The following is a 14,955-nucleotide window of genomic DNA, read 5'->3' as shown; positions in this document are numbered from 1 at the left end:
CGTCGGTTGCGGTTGGAGTTGGAGTTGCGGCTGCGGTTACGGTTGCCGTTGCGGTTGAGGTTGCAGTTGCCTCCCCCTCTCCCGACTTCCGTCTCCCGCCCGTCTTCCCCGCCGTCTTCCGTGCCCCCGCCGTCTTCCGTGCCCCCGCCGTCTTCCGTGCCGAAGGCGCCTTCTCCCCGCCTTCACCCGCCTCCCCTTCTCTCTCTTGCCGTTTAGTCATCGTAAACAAAACCTAGTCACCCACCCCGCAGCTCGCCGAGCAAGAGCTCGTTGACGCGCCCCGCCACCTCCTCCATCACCACGTGCCCGCCATCCTCGATCCACGTCAGCCGCCCGTTCGGCAGCTCGCGCGCCAACTCCTCGGCCGTCCTCGGCCGCACCGTGCGGTCGCGCGTGCCGAAGACTACGTGTGTCGGCTGGTGCAGGGCGTGCAGCGTGGCGGCGTCCCAGAGTCCCCAGCGGAATTCCTGCAGCATCTGGAACTGCGCGCGCACCACCGCCGGGAACTGCGTCGGCGCCCAGTACTCATCGACGTCGCGCTCGGTGAAGAAGCCCAACTTGCCGTACACGCGCTGCTGCACGAACGCGATCACCTCGCGCGGGATGAACTTCGCGATGAGCTCGCCCGGCGGCGTCGGAATCAGCGGTGACAGCGCCTGCCAGGGCGGGATGAGCCCGAATCCGACTGGGCCAAACAAGACGAGCCGCGAGATCCGCGCCGGGGCATCGAGCGCCGCGCGCACCACCACCTTGCCGCCCATACTCTGGCCGGCGACGACGGCGCGCTCCACCTCGCAGGCGTCGAGCAACTCGATCACGCTGCGCGCGAAGGCCTCTTCGGTGTAGCTGCCTGCGGCGGACGGCGCATCACTGAGTCCGTGGCCCGGCAGGTCTGGCGCGATCACGCGATACCCTGCGGCCGCCAACGGCAGGATGTTGTGCCGCCACAGGTAGGCGCTCACCGCCCAACCGTGCACCAACAGCACGGCCGGGCCCGTCGGGGGCCCGGCCTCGAGGACGCGCAACGTCAGGCCCCCCGCCAGCGGGACGCGACGCACCGTGATGCCTTCGACGCCCGCCGGAAACCACTCGGCCGGCGGCAGCCGCGTGCCGCTGGGACTCACACGAGCGCGATCGGTCGCCCCGCCGCGCGCGCGATGAGCCCGATGCGGAACGTCACGTCGCACCACCGCTCCTCGCCGCCGTGCGGCTCCACCAGCGGGAACATCGGCCACACATAGGGATCCGTGCTCTTCGGCATCGCCAAGCCCTTGTGCGGATGCCAGACGCCGTCGCGGCCGCAGTCGTCCACGAAGCGCTCGTACATCTTCGTCCACGTCTCGTTGCGCCGCAGGAAGCCGAAGCGCGCCATCAGCTCCAGCCAGGCCAGCGCCTTCGGCACGTCCGCCTCCACCGCATTGCGGTGCGGCAGCGGGTCGCCGAGGACGGCGTAGGGCATCGGCATCAGCGTCGTGCCGACCTGCTGCACCGACTCCTGGCGCGGCATCGGCCGCGCGAGGTAGGCGTTCAGCAGCTCCATCGCCTCGTAGTGCTCGCTCTGGAACAGCGGCATATGCGCGATCAGGTGCAGCGCGTAGATGCTCGGCGGCGCCGCGTCCGGATCCAGCACCTGCTTGTTGCCGACGCGGATCCACGGCTTCTCGGCCAGCGGCGAGCGCAGGTACTCAGCGATGCGGTCGATCGTGCGCCGCGCCAGCCCGCGCAGCCGCGGGTCAGCCTCGAAGCCAGCCGTCGCCAGCGCCGCGCCGGCCGCTTCGCGCAGCAGTTGCCGATGCGCGGCCAGGACTTCTTCCTCCACCTTGCCGCGCGTAGGACGCAACTCGTAGAGCTGTGCCGGATCAGCGTCCTCGGCCAGGAGCCGGAACAGCACGCGCTTCGTGTGGACGAGCGGCGGCGAGTCCTTGTCCCAGCCGTACTCGAGCAGGCGCCGCATCGCCGGAATCGTGCCGACGCCTTCGAAGTGCATCGCCCGTTGCGACGGCAGCGCGAGCATCGCGTCGTTCCAGACGCCGTGCACGTCGGCCTGCACCGCGAGCTCCAATGCCGGCCGGTGGGCCATCGGCAGGATTCCGGGCTCGAACGCCGTGCCATCGGTCGGCTTCACAACATCGTTAATGGCTCGATACTGAATCGGTGCTGGCGAGTTGTCGAGGAGCCAAGTCACCGGAAATGTCACTTCTGCTTCCGGGGGCGGGGGCGGCGCGAAGATCGATGCGGGAGAAATTATCGGAGTCGTCAAACGGGGGCCGTGGCTAACGCCTTACGAGAAAACAACTTGACTCACCTAGCCTGCCGTAAATCCTCGGCACGCCTGTCCCCATACCCTGAGGAAGCGTAAAGGATACCATTTCCTGCGGATTCCGCCAGATTCACTTGATGCGCGGTGAATTCGTGGATGTGGGGGGATCGAGGCTGTACTACTACGCCGCGGGCACCCGCGGGGCCGGCGATCCGGTCGTCTTGATCCACGGATTCCCCTTGGCCTCGCGCCTCTGGAGCGCGATGGCGCCCGAGTTCGCACCGGGGCACCGCCTCATCATCGTGGACCTCCCAGGCTTCGGCCGTAGCGACCCGCTCGGCCGCGGGGTCGTCGGCTGTGACACCCACGCCGATGCGATTCGCCGCCTACTCGACGACCTGACTATCCAACGCGCCTTCATCGTGGGGCACGGCCTTGGCGGCGGCGTCGCGCAGGCCTTCGCCGTGCAATGGCCCGAGCGCGTGAGCGGCCTGGCGCTGGTCAGCAGTGCGGGGTTCGGCATCAAGCCGCGGCGCCTCGCCCGCCTCGCGCGGGCCCTCGGTCCCTTGGCGCGTCACACGCCGCCCGCGCTGCTCGCCGGGCTCGTACACGGCTCGGTGCGCCGCGGCTTCGCCGACGCCCAGCGCTCGCACCTCACGCTCGACGCCTGCCTGCAGCACTTCACCACCGCCGCCGGCCGCGACGCCCTCGCCTCGCACCTAGCGGTGATGCGGCACTGCGACACCAGCGCCTGGTCGGCACGGCTCGGCGAGCTGGACCTCCCTGCCGTCGTCGTCTGGGGCGAGGACGATCCGTTCTATCCAGTGCAGCTCGGCGAGCGGCTGCATCGCGCGCTCCGGGGCTCCACGTTCACGGTCATCCCGGGGGCGGCGCACTTCGTGCCCGAGGACGCACCCGCCGCCCTGCGGATTGCGCTCGAGCCGCTATTTGCCGGGACGGCGGTCTAGCCGCGACTCATCCACAGCCTCGGCCACGCGCTCGATGTCGCGGGCGATGGCGCGCATCTCCTCGGTGAGTGGCCCTTGGTCGGCCACGCGCGATGCCATCCCGGAACTGCGCAGCTTCGCGAGGTCGAGCTGCATCGTCTCCAGCACCAGCACGGCCTGCTCCAGTTGCGCCGCGAGGCTACCGCGGCGCTCAGCGAGGTCAATGAGCGTCGCACGCTGCCGCTGCAGCAGCTCCAGGCGCCGTTCGCGCTCCGGGCCCTCCGGCATCTGCTCAGCCTGAGCGATGCGCGTCTCGAGGCGCACCATCGCGTCCGGATTGGCCTCGGTGTCGAGCGCGTGCAGCGCAATGGCCAGCGTACGCACACGCTCCACCAGCGCATCCACCGTGGGCTCGATCTCCGGCAACAGCGTGCGCTCCTCTTCCGGCAGGCGCGCCAGCACGCCGCGGATCTTGCTGCGCGCACTGAAGGCATCGCGCACGGCCTGCCCCTGCGCGCTGGCGAGCACGTCGGCCGGCACGGCGTCGAGCACGGCCTGCGCCGCCGTCGCGGCGGGCGGCGCCGGGAGCTTGGGTTCGAGCCGCCGCAGCGGCGACTCGTCGCCGCGCACGGCTGCCGGCCTCGCCTTGCGGAACACTGCACGGATCGGGATACCGTCGGACCAAAGATCCGCGAGGCGCTTCACCACGCCGAAGCCGATGCCAATCGCCGGAAACAGCACCCACGGGAAGCCCGGCGTCACGATCGCGTTGATCAGCGCCAGCATCCCGACCGTCACCACTCCGGCCGCCATTCGCCGCCGCACTGCGGTGATGCGCTGCTCCGGCGTCTTCTGCTGCAGCTCGAAGGCGCTCATCCGCTGCGCGGCCACGCGCAGGTCCTCGCGCTGCGCGCGCGGCTGGTGGCGCACCTGCTCGCGCCAACGCCGCGCCTCCTCGCGCCAGCGCCGCAGCGCCTCGGCGCCTTCGTCGCGCTTCTCCGGGTCGGCGATCCAGTCCGGCGGGAGCTTCGGAAACTCCGGTCCCGGCACGGGCGTGCGCGCCTTCAGGTCGTCGAGCGGGTCGGCGGCCGGCAGCGGCTCGCTCGCGCCGCTTGCTGCGGCGCCCGTGCTGGGGCGCCCCACGACCGCCTGCGACGCCCCCGTCGAGCGGCGGCGCACGCTGGGCGGTTCGGCGTCCTCGGCCAGCGCCGCCCGGAACTCGTCGGCCGTGCGCCAGCGGTCGTCGCGGCCCTTCGTGAGCGCGCGATCGATCGCATAGATGAGATTGTCCGGCAGGTCGGCGCGCACATCGCGCAGTGGCCGCGGCCGCTCGCTCAGGTGCTTCATCAGCATCGTCGGCGTGTTGGCCGCCTGGAACGGCAGCTCACCCGCGAGCATCTGGTAGCCGACCACGCCGAGGGCGTAGAGATCGGCGCGCCCGTCCACCTCGCGCTCGCCCATCGCTTGCTCCGGGCTCATATATGCCGGCGTGCCCACCGCGATGCCGGTGGCCGTGAGGCGCTGGTCGCCTTCGGCGGCCCGCGCGATCCCGAAGTCCGTGACCAGCACCCGCCCCGTCTCGCGTTCGATCAGCAGGTTGTCCGGCTTGATGTCACGGTGCACCACGCCCTCGCGATGCGCGTAGGCCAGTGCTTCGCAGACCTCGCGCAGCACGCGGCGCACCACGTCCACGGGCGGGCGCGGCTCACCGTGCAGGCGTTCGGCCAGCGACTCGCCGTCCACCAGGCCCATCGCCATCCACACGAGGCCATCGTTCTCGTCCACCGTGTAGATCGGCACGATATGCGGATGCGCGAGTCCGGCGGCCATCTCCGCCTCGCGCAGGAAGCGGCGCTTCACCTCGTCGCGGAAGGCCAGCTCCGGCGGCAGCACCTTGAGCGCCACCTTCCGGCGCAGGCGCACGTCGCGGGCACGGTAGACGACGGCCATTCCGCCGCGCCCTACCTCCGCCTCGATCTCATAATGGCCCGCGACCGCGGCGGCACAGCGTTGGCGCAGCGCGTCGTCAGCCACGGGGCTTGCTGCGATCCAAGCGGGCCATCTGGTCGCCCACATACACCGCGCTGTCCACCTCGCGCGCGAGCGCCATCGCCTGCTCGGCGATCGTCGTCACGTGCTGCCAGCTCTGGTTGCCTGCCTTCAGGCGCAGGACGTCGAACTTCAGGTTCTGCAGCGTCAGCGCCACGTTCTCCAGCTTGGCCTGCAGGTCGCTGCGGCGCTGCTCCAGCTCCGCGGTGGCGCGCCGCGAGCGCTTGAGCAGGGCCAGCCGGCGCACGCGCGCCTCGCTGGCCTGCACGTCGAGCGGGTTGGCCTGCGCCTCCAGCGCGAGGATCTCCTTCTCCATCGCCGCGGCACTGCTGCCGTTGAGGTCGCGCTCCACACCGCCCAGCGCCGAGGCCAGGCCCATCACGCTCTCGGCCAACTGCCGCGCCGTCGGGACGACTTCGGGAATCCGCGCCTTCTCCGACTGCGGCAACGACTCCACCAGCCGTAGCACTTCCTCGCGGTCGAGCAGCGCCTGCCGCGCCGTGGCCGCGTGCGGACCCGAGCCCAGCGCCGCCGCATCGGCCGACGACAGCGCGCGCATCCCGCCTTCCGGCGAGGCGTTGCCCACCGACAGCCGGCGACGGCGCGCCTTCTCGCGCACCTCCGCCCGCTTCTCGCGGTCGAAAATCGCCTTGGCGCTGTCCACCGTGTCAGCGGCCACGTCCACGATCATCTTGTCGCGCGGCTGCTTGAACACATCGCGCCAGTCAAAACCGTCGCTCCAGAGCCGCGCGTACTTGTACGCCACGCTGATGCCCCAGAACGCCGAGACGAACAGCAGGTTGGGACCGCCGACGAAGTTGACCACGACGAAGGCCGTCGTCACGAAGAGGAACGGCGCAATCGCCTTGCGGAACGACACCACCGCCGGATCGTGCCAGCGCACCAGTTCTTCAGGCGTGGGCGCATCGGGGTCGAAGTCCGCCGGCGGCGACCAGGTCGGCGCGGCCTGCGGATACGCATTGCCCATCCGCGCCGGCAGTTGCGGCACGTTGCCCGTCTCCAGCGCCTGCACGAAGGCCCGCGCGTCCGGGAACCGGTCGTCGGGGTTCTTCTCGAGGCAGAGCATCACCGCGCGCGCCAGGTCCGACGGCACGTGGGCGCGCTGCTCGATCGGTACCGGCTTCTCGCTCAGGTGCTTCACCAGCAGCGCCGGCGCACTCGTGGCGTTGAACGGCAGGTCGCCGCAGAGCATCTGGTACGCCACAATGCCAAGCGCGTACAGGTCCGTGCGTCCGTCGATGTCGCGGTCGCCGGCCGATTGCTCGGGGCTCATATACGCCGGCGTGCCGATGGCGATGCCGGTGGCCGTGAGTTTCGACTCGCTGCCTTCGCTCACCGCCCGGGCGATGCCGAAGTCCGTCACCATCGTGCGGCCGGTCGCGCCGTCAATCAGGATGTTGTCCGGCTTGATGTCGCGGTGCACCGTGTTCTGCGAGTGCGCGTACGCCAGCGCGTCGCCCACCTCACGCAGGATACGCCGCGCTTCTTCCGGCGCCACGGCACCCTTGCGCGCGATGCGGCTACCGAGGTTCTCGCCCTCCACCAGCGCCATCACGAAGTACACCAGCCCTTCGCGCTCATCGACGCTGTAGATCGGCACGATGTGCGGGTGCGAGAGCTGCGCCGCCATCTCGGCCTCACGCAGGAAGCGCGACCGGATCTCCGAGCGGAAGGCCAGCTCCGGCGGCAGCAGCTTGATGGCGACGGGGCGCTTGAGACGCTTGTCGCGCCCGCGGTAGACGATGCCCATCCCGCCGCGGCCGATTTCCTGCTCCACGTCGTATTGCGCCTCAAGCACCCGCACGATGTGCGATTGCAGTTCGGCGTCGGATTGGGAGAGGCGCGACTCGCTCACGAAGGCGTCGTGATGTGGGGGGACAGCTGGAGCGGCAAAGATACGGCCCGAAGGGTCCGGATACCAAACGCCAGACCCGGTCTCACGAGCGTGGCAGTCCGTACGTCAGGACGGCACGTGAAAGTTGCAATCCCCGCCAAAAGGTCGTAAGTCAGAGCGGAACGGTCCTTGCGCCTGCGGGTTACTTCACGCATTGCACCCGATTCCCCTTCAGGACTCCGTTTGATGAGCACCCGCCAGACCCTTCCCGTCCTGCCCCTGCGCGGCACGGTCATCTTCCCGGGGCTGACCGCCCCGATCGCGGCGGGTCGCCCCGGCACCCTGCGCGCCATCGAGAGCGCCCTCAAGGGCGACCGACTGGTCTTCGCCGTCGCGCAGAAGGACAACACCGAGGAGCCGGCGCCCGAGATCCTCTACTCGATGGGCGTCATCGCCCGCATCGGCCAGGTGCAGCGCGGCCTGGGCGGCGTGCAGTTGCTGCTCCACGGCGAGCAGCGCGCCACCTCGCTGCAGTACCAGACCACCGAAGGCTACCTCGCGGCCGTGGTCACCCAGACGGAGGAGATGGGGCCGCTCGACGACAAGGACGCCGCCTTCGAGGCCCTCCACAAGGAGATCCGCGAGCGCGCCGCCGAGCTCGGCGAACGTCGCGGCCTGCCCGAGGAAGTCGTCCACCAGGTGCTTGATTCGGTCACCGAGCCCGGCAAGTTCGCCGACCTCGTGGCCGGCTACATCGAACTCACCGTGGCCGAGAAGCAGGGCCTGCTCGAGACCCTCTCAGTCGAGGACCGCCTCCGCAAGGTGCTGGTGATGGTCCAGCGCCAGATCTCCCTCCTCGAGGCGCAGGAGGAGATCAAGTCGCAGGTGCAGGAAGAGCTGGGCGAACGCCAGCGCGAGATGTTCCTGCGCGAGCAGATGAAGGCGATCCAAAAGGAGCTCGGCGACGACGACCAGTCCAAGGAGATCGAGGAGCTGCGCGAGAAGCTCAGCAAGCTCGAGCTGCCCAAGGAGGCGCGCACCGAAGTCGAGCGTGAGCTCGGACGCCTCGAGCGCTCCGGCCGCGAGTCGATGGAAGCGCAGGTCATCCGCACGTACCTGGAGTGGATCGCCGAGCTGCCCTGGAACACGCGCTCCGACGACCAGCTCGACCTCCGGCACGCGCACACCGTGCTCGAGGAGGACCACTACGGCCTGCAGGACGTGAAGGACCGCGTGCTGGAGTTCCTCGCCGTGCGCCAGCTGCGCGCGCAGCAGCTCTCGGAGGAGATGGACCGTACCGGTGAGTTCCCGGCCGCCAAGCTCAAGACGACGGCCGAGGAGGCGCCGAGCGCGTCCATTCCCAAGAAGACCAACCACGAGGACAAGGACCGGCAGATCACGGACAAGCGCGAGGCCAAGGCCCGCGCGATGGCCAAGGGCCCGATCCTGCTCTTCTCCGGCCCGCCGGGCGTGGGCAAGACCAGCATCGCCAAGAGCATCGCACGCGCGCTGGGGCGCGAGTACGTGCGCGTGGCGCTGGGCGGCGCGCGCGACGAAGCCGACATCCGCGGCCATCGGCGCACCTACGTCGGCGCGATGCCCGGCCGCATCGTCCAGGGGATGAAGCAGGCCGGCACCAAGAACCCCGTCTTCCTGCTCGACGAAGTCGACAAGCTCGGCCAGTCCTTCCAGGGCGACCCGTCGTCGGCGCTGCTCGAAGTGCTGGATCCGGCGCAGAACGACTCGTTCACCGACCACTACCTCGGCATCCCCTTCGACCTCTCCGAGGTGCTGTTCATCGCGACGGCGAACTTCATCCAGAACATCCCGGGGCCGCTGCTGGACCGGATGGAAGTCGTGGACTTCGCCGGCTACACCGAGCGCGAGAAGCAGGAGATCGCCAAGAAGTACCTGATCCCGCGCCAGCTCGAGGAGAACGGCCTCTCGGACAAGAAGCTCACGTTCGAGGACGCCGCGATCGCCTCGCTGGTGAGCCAGTACACGCGCGAGAGCGGCGTGCGCCAGCTCGAGCGCGAGATCGGCAAGGTCGCGCGCAAGGTCGCGCGGCGCATCGCCACCAAGGAAGGCAGCGATCCCACGGTGGACGGCGTGCTCACTGCCGAGGAAGTGCGCGAGCTGCTCGGCCGGCCGAAGGTGCACCCGGAAAAGGCGAACGTCGCGCACGAAGTCGGCATCGCCACCGGGATGTATTACACGCCGATGGGCGGCGACATTATGTTCGTCGAGGCCTCGGTGCGCGCGCTCGCCGCGCCCAGCGCCGAAGGTGGCGCGCCGGTGAGCCTGATCCTCACCGGACAGCTCGGCGACGTGATGAAGGAATCTGCCCGCGCCGCGTTCACCTACGTCACCAAGAACGCCGAGAAGCTCGGCATCCCGAAGGGCAAGCTCGGCGCGGTGGAGACGCACATCCACGTGCCCGCCGGAGCGATCCCCAAGGACGGCCCGTCCGCCGGCGTCGCCATTTCCACGGCGCTGGCCAGCGAGCTCAGCGGCCGTCCGGTGCGCAAGGACATCGCGATGACCGGCGAGATCACGCTGCGCGGCCGCGTGCTGCCGATCGGCGGCGTCAAGGAGAAGGTGCTCGGCGCACTGCGTGCCGGCATCACCGACGTGATCCTGCCGAAGGCCAATGAAGCCGACGTGGAGGACGTGCCGGACGAGGCGCGCGGCCAACTGCGCTTCCACTTCGTGGAGACGCTGGAAGACGTGCTGGCGCTGGCGTTGCTGCCCGAACCCGGCAAGGGCGCGGGCGAGCCGCTGGTGGCCGTCGCCTAAGGCTTAGCGGGGACGCACCGGGCGCATCCCACCGCGCCCGTCGAGTTGCCAGCGCGGCAGCATCGGCTCCGGGAAGGTCACCAGGCTCGGAGCCGCTTCGCTCGCCATCAGCGCCGCACCGGGCAGCGTGTACGGGTCCGCTACGTCCAACGTCACCTGGTAGCCCAAGTCGGCCAGGGAGCGGATCGTCGTGGCCGAGTACGGCGTCGCCCCGGCGCTGAGGAACGGCGTCATCAGCTCGTTCCCGAAGGTGGACTCGCGCCAGTGCGAGAACCGCGAGCCCTCGCCGTCGGCGCTGTGAACGGGCACCGTCGCCGCACATTGCGTCGCGCCGCCGTTGGTGAGGGCGCAGGCAGCACGCGCGTTCTCGCCGAGGAACCGCGCGTCGGACGCGTTGGTGACCGTGTCGATCAGCACCTGGTCGAACCACACCGTGCCGAAGCCCAGCACGTGCAGCATCTCGTGCAGCACGACGCGCGTCAGGCGTCCGCTGGATTGCAGCGCGGCGACGTCCCACGAGTCGAAGCGCATAATCCCGAGCGCGGGAATGTCGTTGGCCCGGATCAGGCAGGGGCCGGCCTGGCCCAGCGTGCCGCCGACGGAATCGATCGGCTCGATCACCGCGTAGATGCGCAGCCCGCGGATGTTGTCGCGCGCGATGTCGGGGTGCCCGTTCAGCCCGCACTGGCTGAGGTTCGTGAACGTCGGCGGGATCGCCACCGTCGTCAGCGGCGCCGTGATCGTCGCGCGGATCGTATTGCCCGCCGCGTCAAACGACGAGCGTGTAGAGGCATTGGGCAGCGTGCCCAGCCAGATCAGCTCGAGCGTGAAGGGAGAATCCTCGGACGGACCGGGATCCTTGCCACAGCTGCCCACGAGCGCCACGGCGGCGAAGGGGAGGACCAACCGACGGAATGACGGACGCATAGAGGACGAAATATCGTAGGGGGACCGGCGCAATACGGAGGACCTGCATCACACAACTGGACTCAGAACACCGGCAACGGTCCGAAGGTCAGGATGAAGCGCCGGGCGTCCACCCGCAGCGCGCCCGGTTCCGTCCCCGCGACGAAGCTCTCCACGTACCGACGCTCCGTCGGCGTCCACGGTTCCGCGAGGTCGCCGGTCTCGCGGTCCATCTCCGCGAGCACTACGCCCTCCGGCTGCGGCCATCCGCCCGGAACCGCACCACCCCAGCGCGCCAGCATCGTGCCGAACACCGGTGCCGCCAATCCGCCACCGCCCGCACCCGGCGTGATGGTCCGCGGACGGTCGAACCCGAGCCATACCCCCGCGACCAGGTTCGGCGTCATTCCCACGAACCACACGTCCGTGTTGTCGTCGGTGGTACCGGTCTTGCCGGCAACCTGCACCTCCTCGGCGACGCCGCGCCGCGCCGCCCCGCCGGTGCCGTTGTCCACGGCCTCGCGCATCAACTGCACGGCCACATAGGCCACTGCCGAATCCATCGCCGGCGGCAGGACGCGCGTGCCTTCGCCCCACACCGTGCGCCCCACGGCGTCCTGCACGCGCAGGACGAAGCGTGGCTCCACCGCGCTGCCGAGGTTGGCGAAGGCGGTGAACGCCGCCACCAGTTCGATCGGGCGCAGCGCCGATGCGCCGATGGCGCTGGACGGGTACGGCGCGATCGGCGACGTGATGCCCATCGCCCGTGCCAAGGCAATCACCGAGTCGGCGCCCTCGCGCTGCCAGAGCGTGACCGCCACCGGATTGCGCGAACGCGCCAGCGCCGTGCGCAGCGTGATCGGCCCGAGGAACTCTCCGTCGGCATTCTTGGGCGAGTACAGCTCGGCGTCGTACGCGATGGCGATCGCCGTGTCCGGCACGATGGCCGTGGGCGGGATGGAATCCATCAGCGCCCGCGCGTAGACGATCGGCTTGAACGTCGAGCCGGGCTGCCGCACGCCGTTGGTCGCGCGGTTGAACGGCGCCGTCGCGTGGTCGCGCCCGCCCACCAGCGCACGCACGTCGCCGGTGGCGGGATCGATCGCGACCACCGCGCCCTGCAGATGCTCCGCCGCCGCCCGCGGCGCCGAGGCCGGGGTCGGGTGGCGATATCCGCTCTGCGCTTCGATGCCCTGGATGCCCTCCACCAGCGCGCTCGCGGCGGCGCGCTGCAGCGCCGGATCGAGCGTCGTCTGGATGCGATACCCGCCGCTGCCGACGGCCACTCCGGCGCGCTCGAGCTGCTGCCGCACGGCGTCCACGAAGTACGGCGCCGCCACCGACATCCCGGCAGTGGGCGCGGTGCGCAGCGGCTCCGCGCGCGCCGCCGTCATCTGCGCGCGCGTGATGTACCCTTGCTCGGCCATCAAGCCGAGGATCGCGTCGCGCCGGTTCCTGTTGCGGTCGGGATAGCGAATCGGGTCGTAGATCGCCGGCCCCTTCGGCAGCGCCGCCAGCGACGCGGCCTCGGCGATGTTCAGCTCGGCGGCCGCCTTGCCGAAGTAGTGCCGCGCCGCCGACTCGATGCCATACCAGTTCCGCCCGAAATGGATCTGGTTGAGGTAGGCCTCGAGGATCTGCTGCTTGTTGTAGTGCCGCTCCATCTCGCGCGCGGCGCGCTGCTCGCGGACTTTGCGCGAGAGCGACCGGTCGGTCCGGTCGATGATGGTCGGATGCATATTGCCGACCAGTTGCTGCGTGATCGTGCTTGCCCCGCGGCTCGCGCCCAGCAGGTTGTCGCGCAACGCCGAGGCGATCCCCACGACATCCACGCCATCGTGCTGGTAGAAGCGCCGGTCCTCGACCGCCACGAAGGCCGCCGGCACATACGCCGGCAACGAGGACAGCGAGACGTTCGTGCGCCACTCCCGCCCGATATGCCCGATCAAGGACCCGTCGCGGGCGAGCACCACCGAGCTCTGCGGCGGCGTGACGATACGCGACGCCTCCCCCTGCGCCTCCAGGCGGGACCCCAGCGCCAACAGCAGCGCGGTAAAGGAAAGTCGGAGGAGGGTACGCACGGACTGCATTCTACCCCAGAGGGAGCCACCCAGCCTACTAGAGGTTGGCGGTGCGCCGTTTGCCTTCTCCCGACCCTCTGCCTCCTCCCGTCTCCCCGCCGTCACCCCCCTCCCCCCTCCCTTCTCCCTCGTAGATTTCCAGAGTGCCAGCTCTCACCCTAGCCCTCCCCCAGTTCCGCCCCGCCAAGGCCGCCCTCTCCGCGAACCTCGACCGGATCGCCGCCTTGGTCGCCCAGGCCGCCGGCCTCGACCCGCAGCCGCAGCTGGTGGTGTTCGCCGAGACGGTGACGACGGGCTACTTCGTGGAAGGCGGGGTGCGCGAGCTGGCGTTGAGCGCGGAGCAGCTGGTGGCGGAGCTCGACGGCCGCCTGGCCAGTCTCGCGCCGAGCCTGCCGGCGATGGACGTGGTGCTCGGATTCTACGAGGTGGCCGCGGACGGCACGCTACACAACAGCGCGGCCTGCATCGCCGTCGAGGGCGGCAAGCCGTCGCGACTGCGGCACCTGCATCGCAAGAACTTCCTGCCGACGTATGGCCTGTTCGACGAAGAGCGCTTCGTCGAGCGCGGCTACGGCGTGCAGGCCTTTGATACCTCGTGGGGACGCCTCGCCATCCTGATCTGCGAGGATGCCTGGCATTCGCTCACCGGCACCATCGCCGCGCTCGACGGCGCGCAGGTGGTTTGCGTGGTCGCCGCCGCCCCGGCGCGCGGCGTCACGCCCCGCGACGAGGGCTCGCAGCCCGGCAGCGTCGCGCGCTGGGAGCGGCTCATCCGCGACATCGCCGACGAGCACGGCGTCTACGCCGCGCTCGTGAACCTCGTCGGCAGCGAAGGCGGCCGGATGTTCCAGGGCGGGTCGATGGTCGTCGGGCCGCGCGGCGACGTGCGCGTGCGCGCGCCGATTTTCGAGGAGGCGATGGTTACCGCGACGGTGAATCTGGCCGACATCGCGCGGGTGCGGGCGGAGTTGCCGTTACTGAGCGACTTGAAGGCGCAGTTGCCGTCGTTGCGTGCGGAGCTGGACCGGGTGTTGGGATCAGACGGAAGACGGAAGACGGAAGGCTCCGGCACCCCCCATCCGGCTTCCGACTTCCGTCCCGCAGCGCCGAGGGACGTGCCGCTCGCAGCCGTCAACCATCTGCCGCTGGTCGTCGGCGCGGCGCACGCGCCGCCTTCGCTGGACATCGACGCGCGGTTGGTGGAGCAGTGGCTGGTGGCCTTCCTGCGCGACGAGTTCCAGCGCCGCGGCTTCAGCAAGGCGGTCGTCGGCGTGTCCGGCGGCGTGGACTCGGCGGTCGTGGCGGCGCTGGCGGCGCGGGCGCTGGGCAAGGAGAACGTCATCGGCGTGCGGCTGCCCTACCGCACGTCGAGCGCCGACTCGCTGGCGCACGCACAGCTGCTGATGGACCGGCTTGGCATCGAGCAGCGCACGCTCGACATTTCCGCCGCGGTGGACGGCTACCTGGCGCAGGAGCCTGAGGCCGACGCCGCCCGCCGCGGCAACGTGATGGCGCGGGTGCGGATGATCGCGCTCTTCGATCTCTCGGCCAAGCACCGCGCGCTGCCGCTCGGCACCGGCAACAAGAGCGAGCGCCTGCTCGGCTACTTCACTTGGCACGCCGACGACTCACCGCCGGTGAACGCCATCGGCGACCTGTTCAAGACGCAGGTCTGGCAGCTCGCGACCTACCTCGGCGTGCCCGATGAGATCGTGAAGAAGCCCGCCAGCGCCGATCTCATCGCCGGCCAGACCGACGAGAGCGACTTCGGCGTGAGCTACGCCGTCGCCGACGAGATCCTCAACTGGCTGCTGCACGGCTGGACGCGCGAGGAACTGCTGGCCAAGGGCGTGGACCCCGAAGCCCTGCGGCTCGTGACGAAGCGGCTCGACTCCACGCACTGGAAGCGCAAGCTGCCGACGGTGGCGATGGTGAGTGGCGCGGCGATCGGGGAGAGCTATTTGCGGCCAGTCGACTATTGACGGAAGACGGAAGACGGAGGACGGATGACGGAAGCAGTGAGCATCCGTCCTCCGTCGCTAACTCACCGCAAGTTTCGGG

9 protein-coding genes are annotated in these 14,955 nt (G+C 70.0%); 3 read left to right on the top strand and 6 right to left on the bottom strand.

The window, feature by feature from the left end; genetic code table 11:
* Positions 1 to 236: 236 nt before the first annotated feature.
* Both KF689_03150 and KF689_03145 read right to left on the bottom strand, forming a co-directional pair.
* A complete protein-coding gene (locus tag KF689_03150; GenBank protein ID MBX3132374.1) occupies positions 237 to 1,124 on the bottom strand; it encodes an alpha/beta fold hydrolase in 888 nt (295 codons plus the stop codon).
* Positions 1,121 to 2,125 (bottom strand): hypothetical protein, encoded by a 1,005-nt coding sequence (locus KF689_03145; GenBank protein MBX3132373.1) that lies wholly within the window; start codon positions 2,123 to 2,125, stop codon positions 1,121 to 1,123. The genes KF689_03150 and KF689_03145 overlap by 4 nt, the downstream gene beginning before the upstream one ends.
* 272 nt (positions 2,126 to 2,397) lie before the next feature.
* On the opposite strand from KF689_03145, the gene KF689_03140 reads away from it, so the two are divergent.
* Complete coding sequence (locus KF689_03140; GenBank protein MBX3132372.1) at positions 2,398 to 3,228, top strand: alpha/beta hydrolase; 831 nt, start codon at positions 2,398 to 2,400, stop codon at positions 3,226 to 3,228.
* Here KF689_03140 and KF689_03135 read toward each other — a convergent pair.
* Both KF689_03135 and KF689_03130 read right to left on the bottom strand, forming a co-directional pair.
* The gene (locus tag KF689_03135; protein ID MBX3132371.1) at positions 3,205 to 5,241 is read right to left on the bottom strand and encodes a protein kinase; all 2,037 of its coding nucleotides are present in this window, start codon (positions 5,239 to 5,241) and stop codon (positions 3,205 to 3,207) included. The two genes, KF689_03140 and KF689_03135, sit on opposite strands and share 24 nt — an antisense overlap.
* Positions 5,234 to 7,132, bottom strand: a complete 1,899-nt coding sequence (locus KF689_03130; GenBank protein ID MBX3132370.1) for a protein kinase — start codon at positions 7,130 to 7,132, stop codon at positions 5,234 to 5,236. Before KF689_03130 ends, KF689_03135 begins: the two co-directional genes overlap by 8 nt.
* A gap of 225 nt (positions 7,133 to 7,357) precedes the next feature.
* Between KF689_03130 and lon the strand changes: the two genes are divergently transcribed.
* On the top strand, positions 7,358 to 9,907 hold the full coding sequence (lon, locus tag KF689_03125) for an endopeptidase La (protein ID MBX3132369.1): 2,550 nt from the start codon (positions 7,358 to 7,360) through the stop codon (positions 9,905 to 9,907).
* 3 nt (positions 9,908 to 9,910) lie between these two features.
* On the opposite strand, the gene KF689_03120 is transcribed toward lon, so the two are convergent.
* Both KF689_03120 and KF689_03115 read right to left on the bottom strand, forming a co-directional pair.
* The gene (locus KF689_03120) at positions 9,911 to 10,834 is read right to left on the bottom strand and encodes a hypothetical protein (protein MBX3132368.1); all 924 of its coding nucleotides are present in this window, start codon (positions 10,832 to 10,834) and stop codon (positions 9,911 to 9,913) included.
* A 62-nt stretch (positions 10,835 to 10,896) separates the two neighbouring features.
* Positions 10,897 to 12,894 (bottom strand): PBP1A family penicillin-binding protein, encoded by a 1,998-nt coding sequence (locus tag KF689_03115; protein MBX3132367.1) that lies wholly within the window; start codon positions 12,892 to 12,894, stop codon positions 10,897 to 10,899.
* Between the two features lie 134 nt (positions 12,895 to 13,028).
* On the opposite strand from KF689_03115, the gene KF689_03110 reads away from it, so the two are divergent.
* A complete protein-coding gene (locus tag KF689_03110; GenBank protein MBX3132366.1) occupies positions 13,029 to 14,876 on the top strand; it encodes an NAD+ synthase in 1,848 nt (615 codons plus the stop codon).
* The last annotated feature ends 79 nt before the right edge of the window (positions 14,877 to 14,955 follow it).

The sequence above is a fragment of the Gemmatimonadaceae bacterium genome (assembly GCA_019637355.1).
Classification (GTDB): domain Bacteria; phylum Gemmatimonadota; class Gemmatimonadetes; order Gemmatimonadales; family Gemmatimonadaceae; genus Pseudogemmatithrix.
The sequence above is the reverse complement of the archived record's forward strand: the minus strand, read 5'-3'. Positions and strand labels throughout refer to the sequence as shown.

Coding starts and splice junctions, on each gene's coding strand:
- KF689_03140 (MBX3132372.1), top strand. CDS start 2,398: ATGCGCGGTGAATTCGTGGATGTGGGGGGATCGAGGCTGTACTACTAC.
- lon (MBX3132369.1), top strand. CDS start 7,358: ATGAGCACCCGCCAGACCCTTCCCGTCCTGCCCCTGCGCGGCACGGTC.
- KF689_03120 (MBX3132368.1), bottom strand. CDS start 10,834: ATGCGTCCGTCATTCCGTCGGTTGGTCCTCCCCTTCGCCGCCGTGGCG.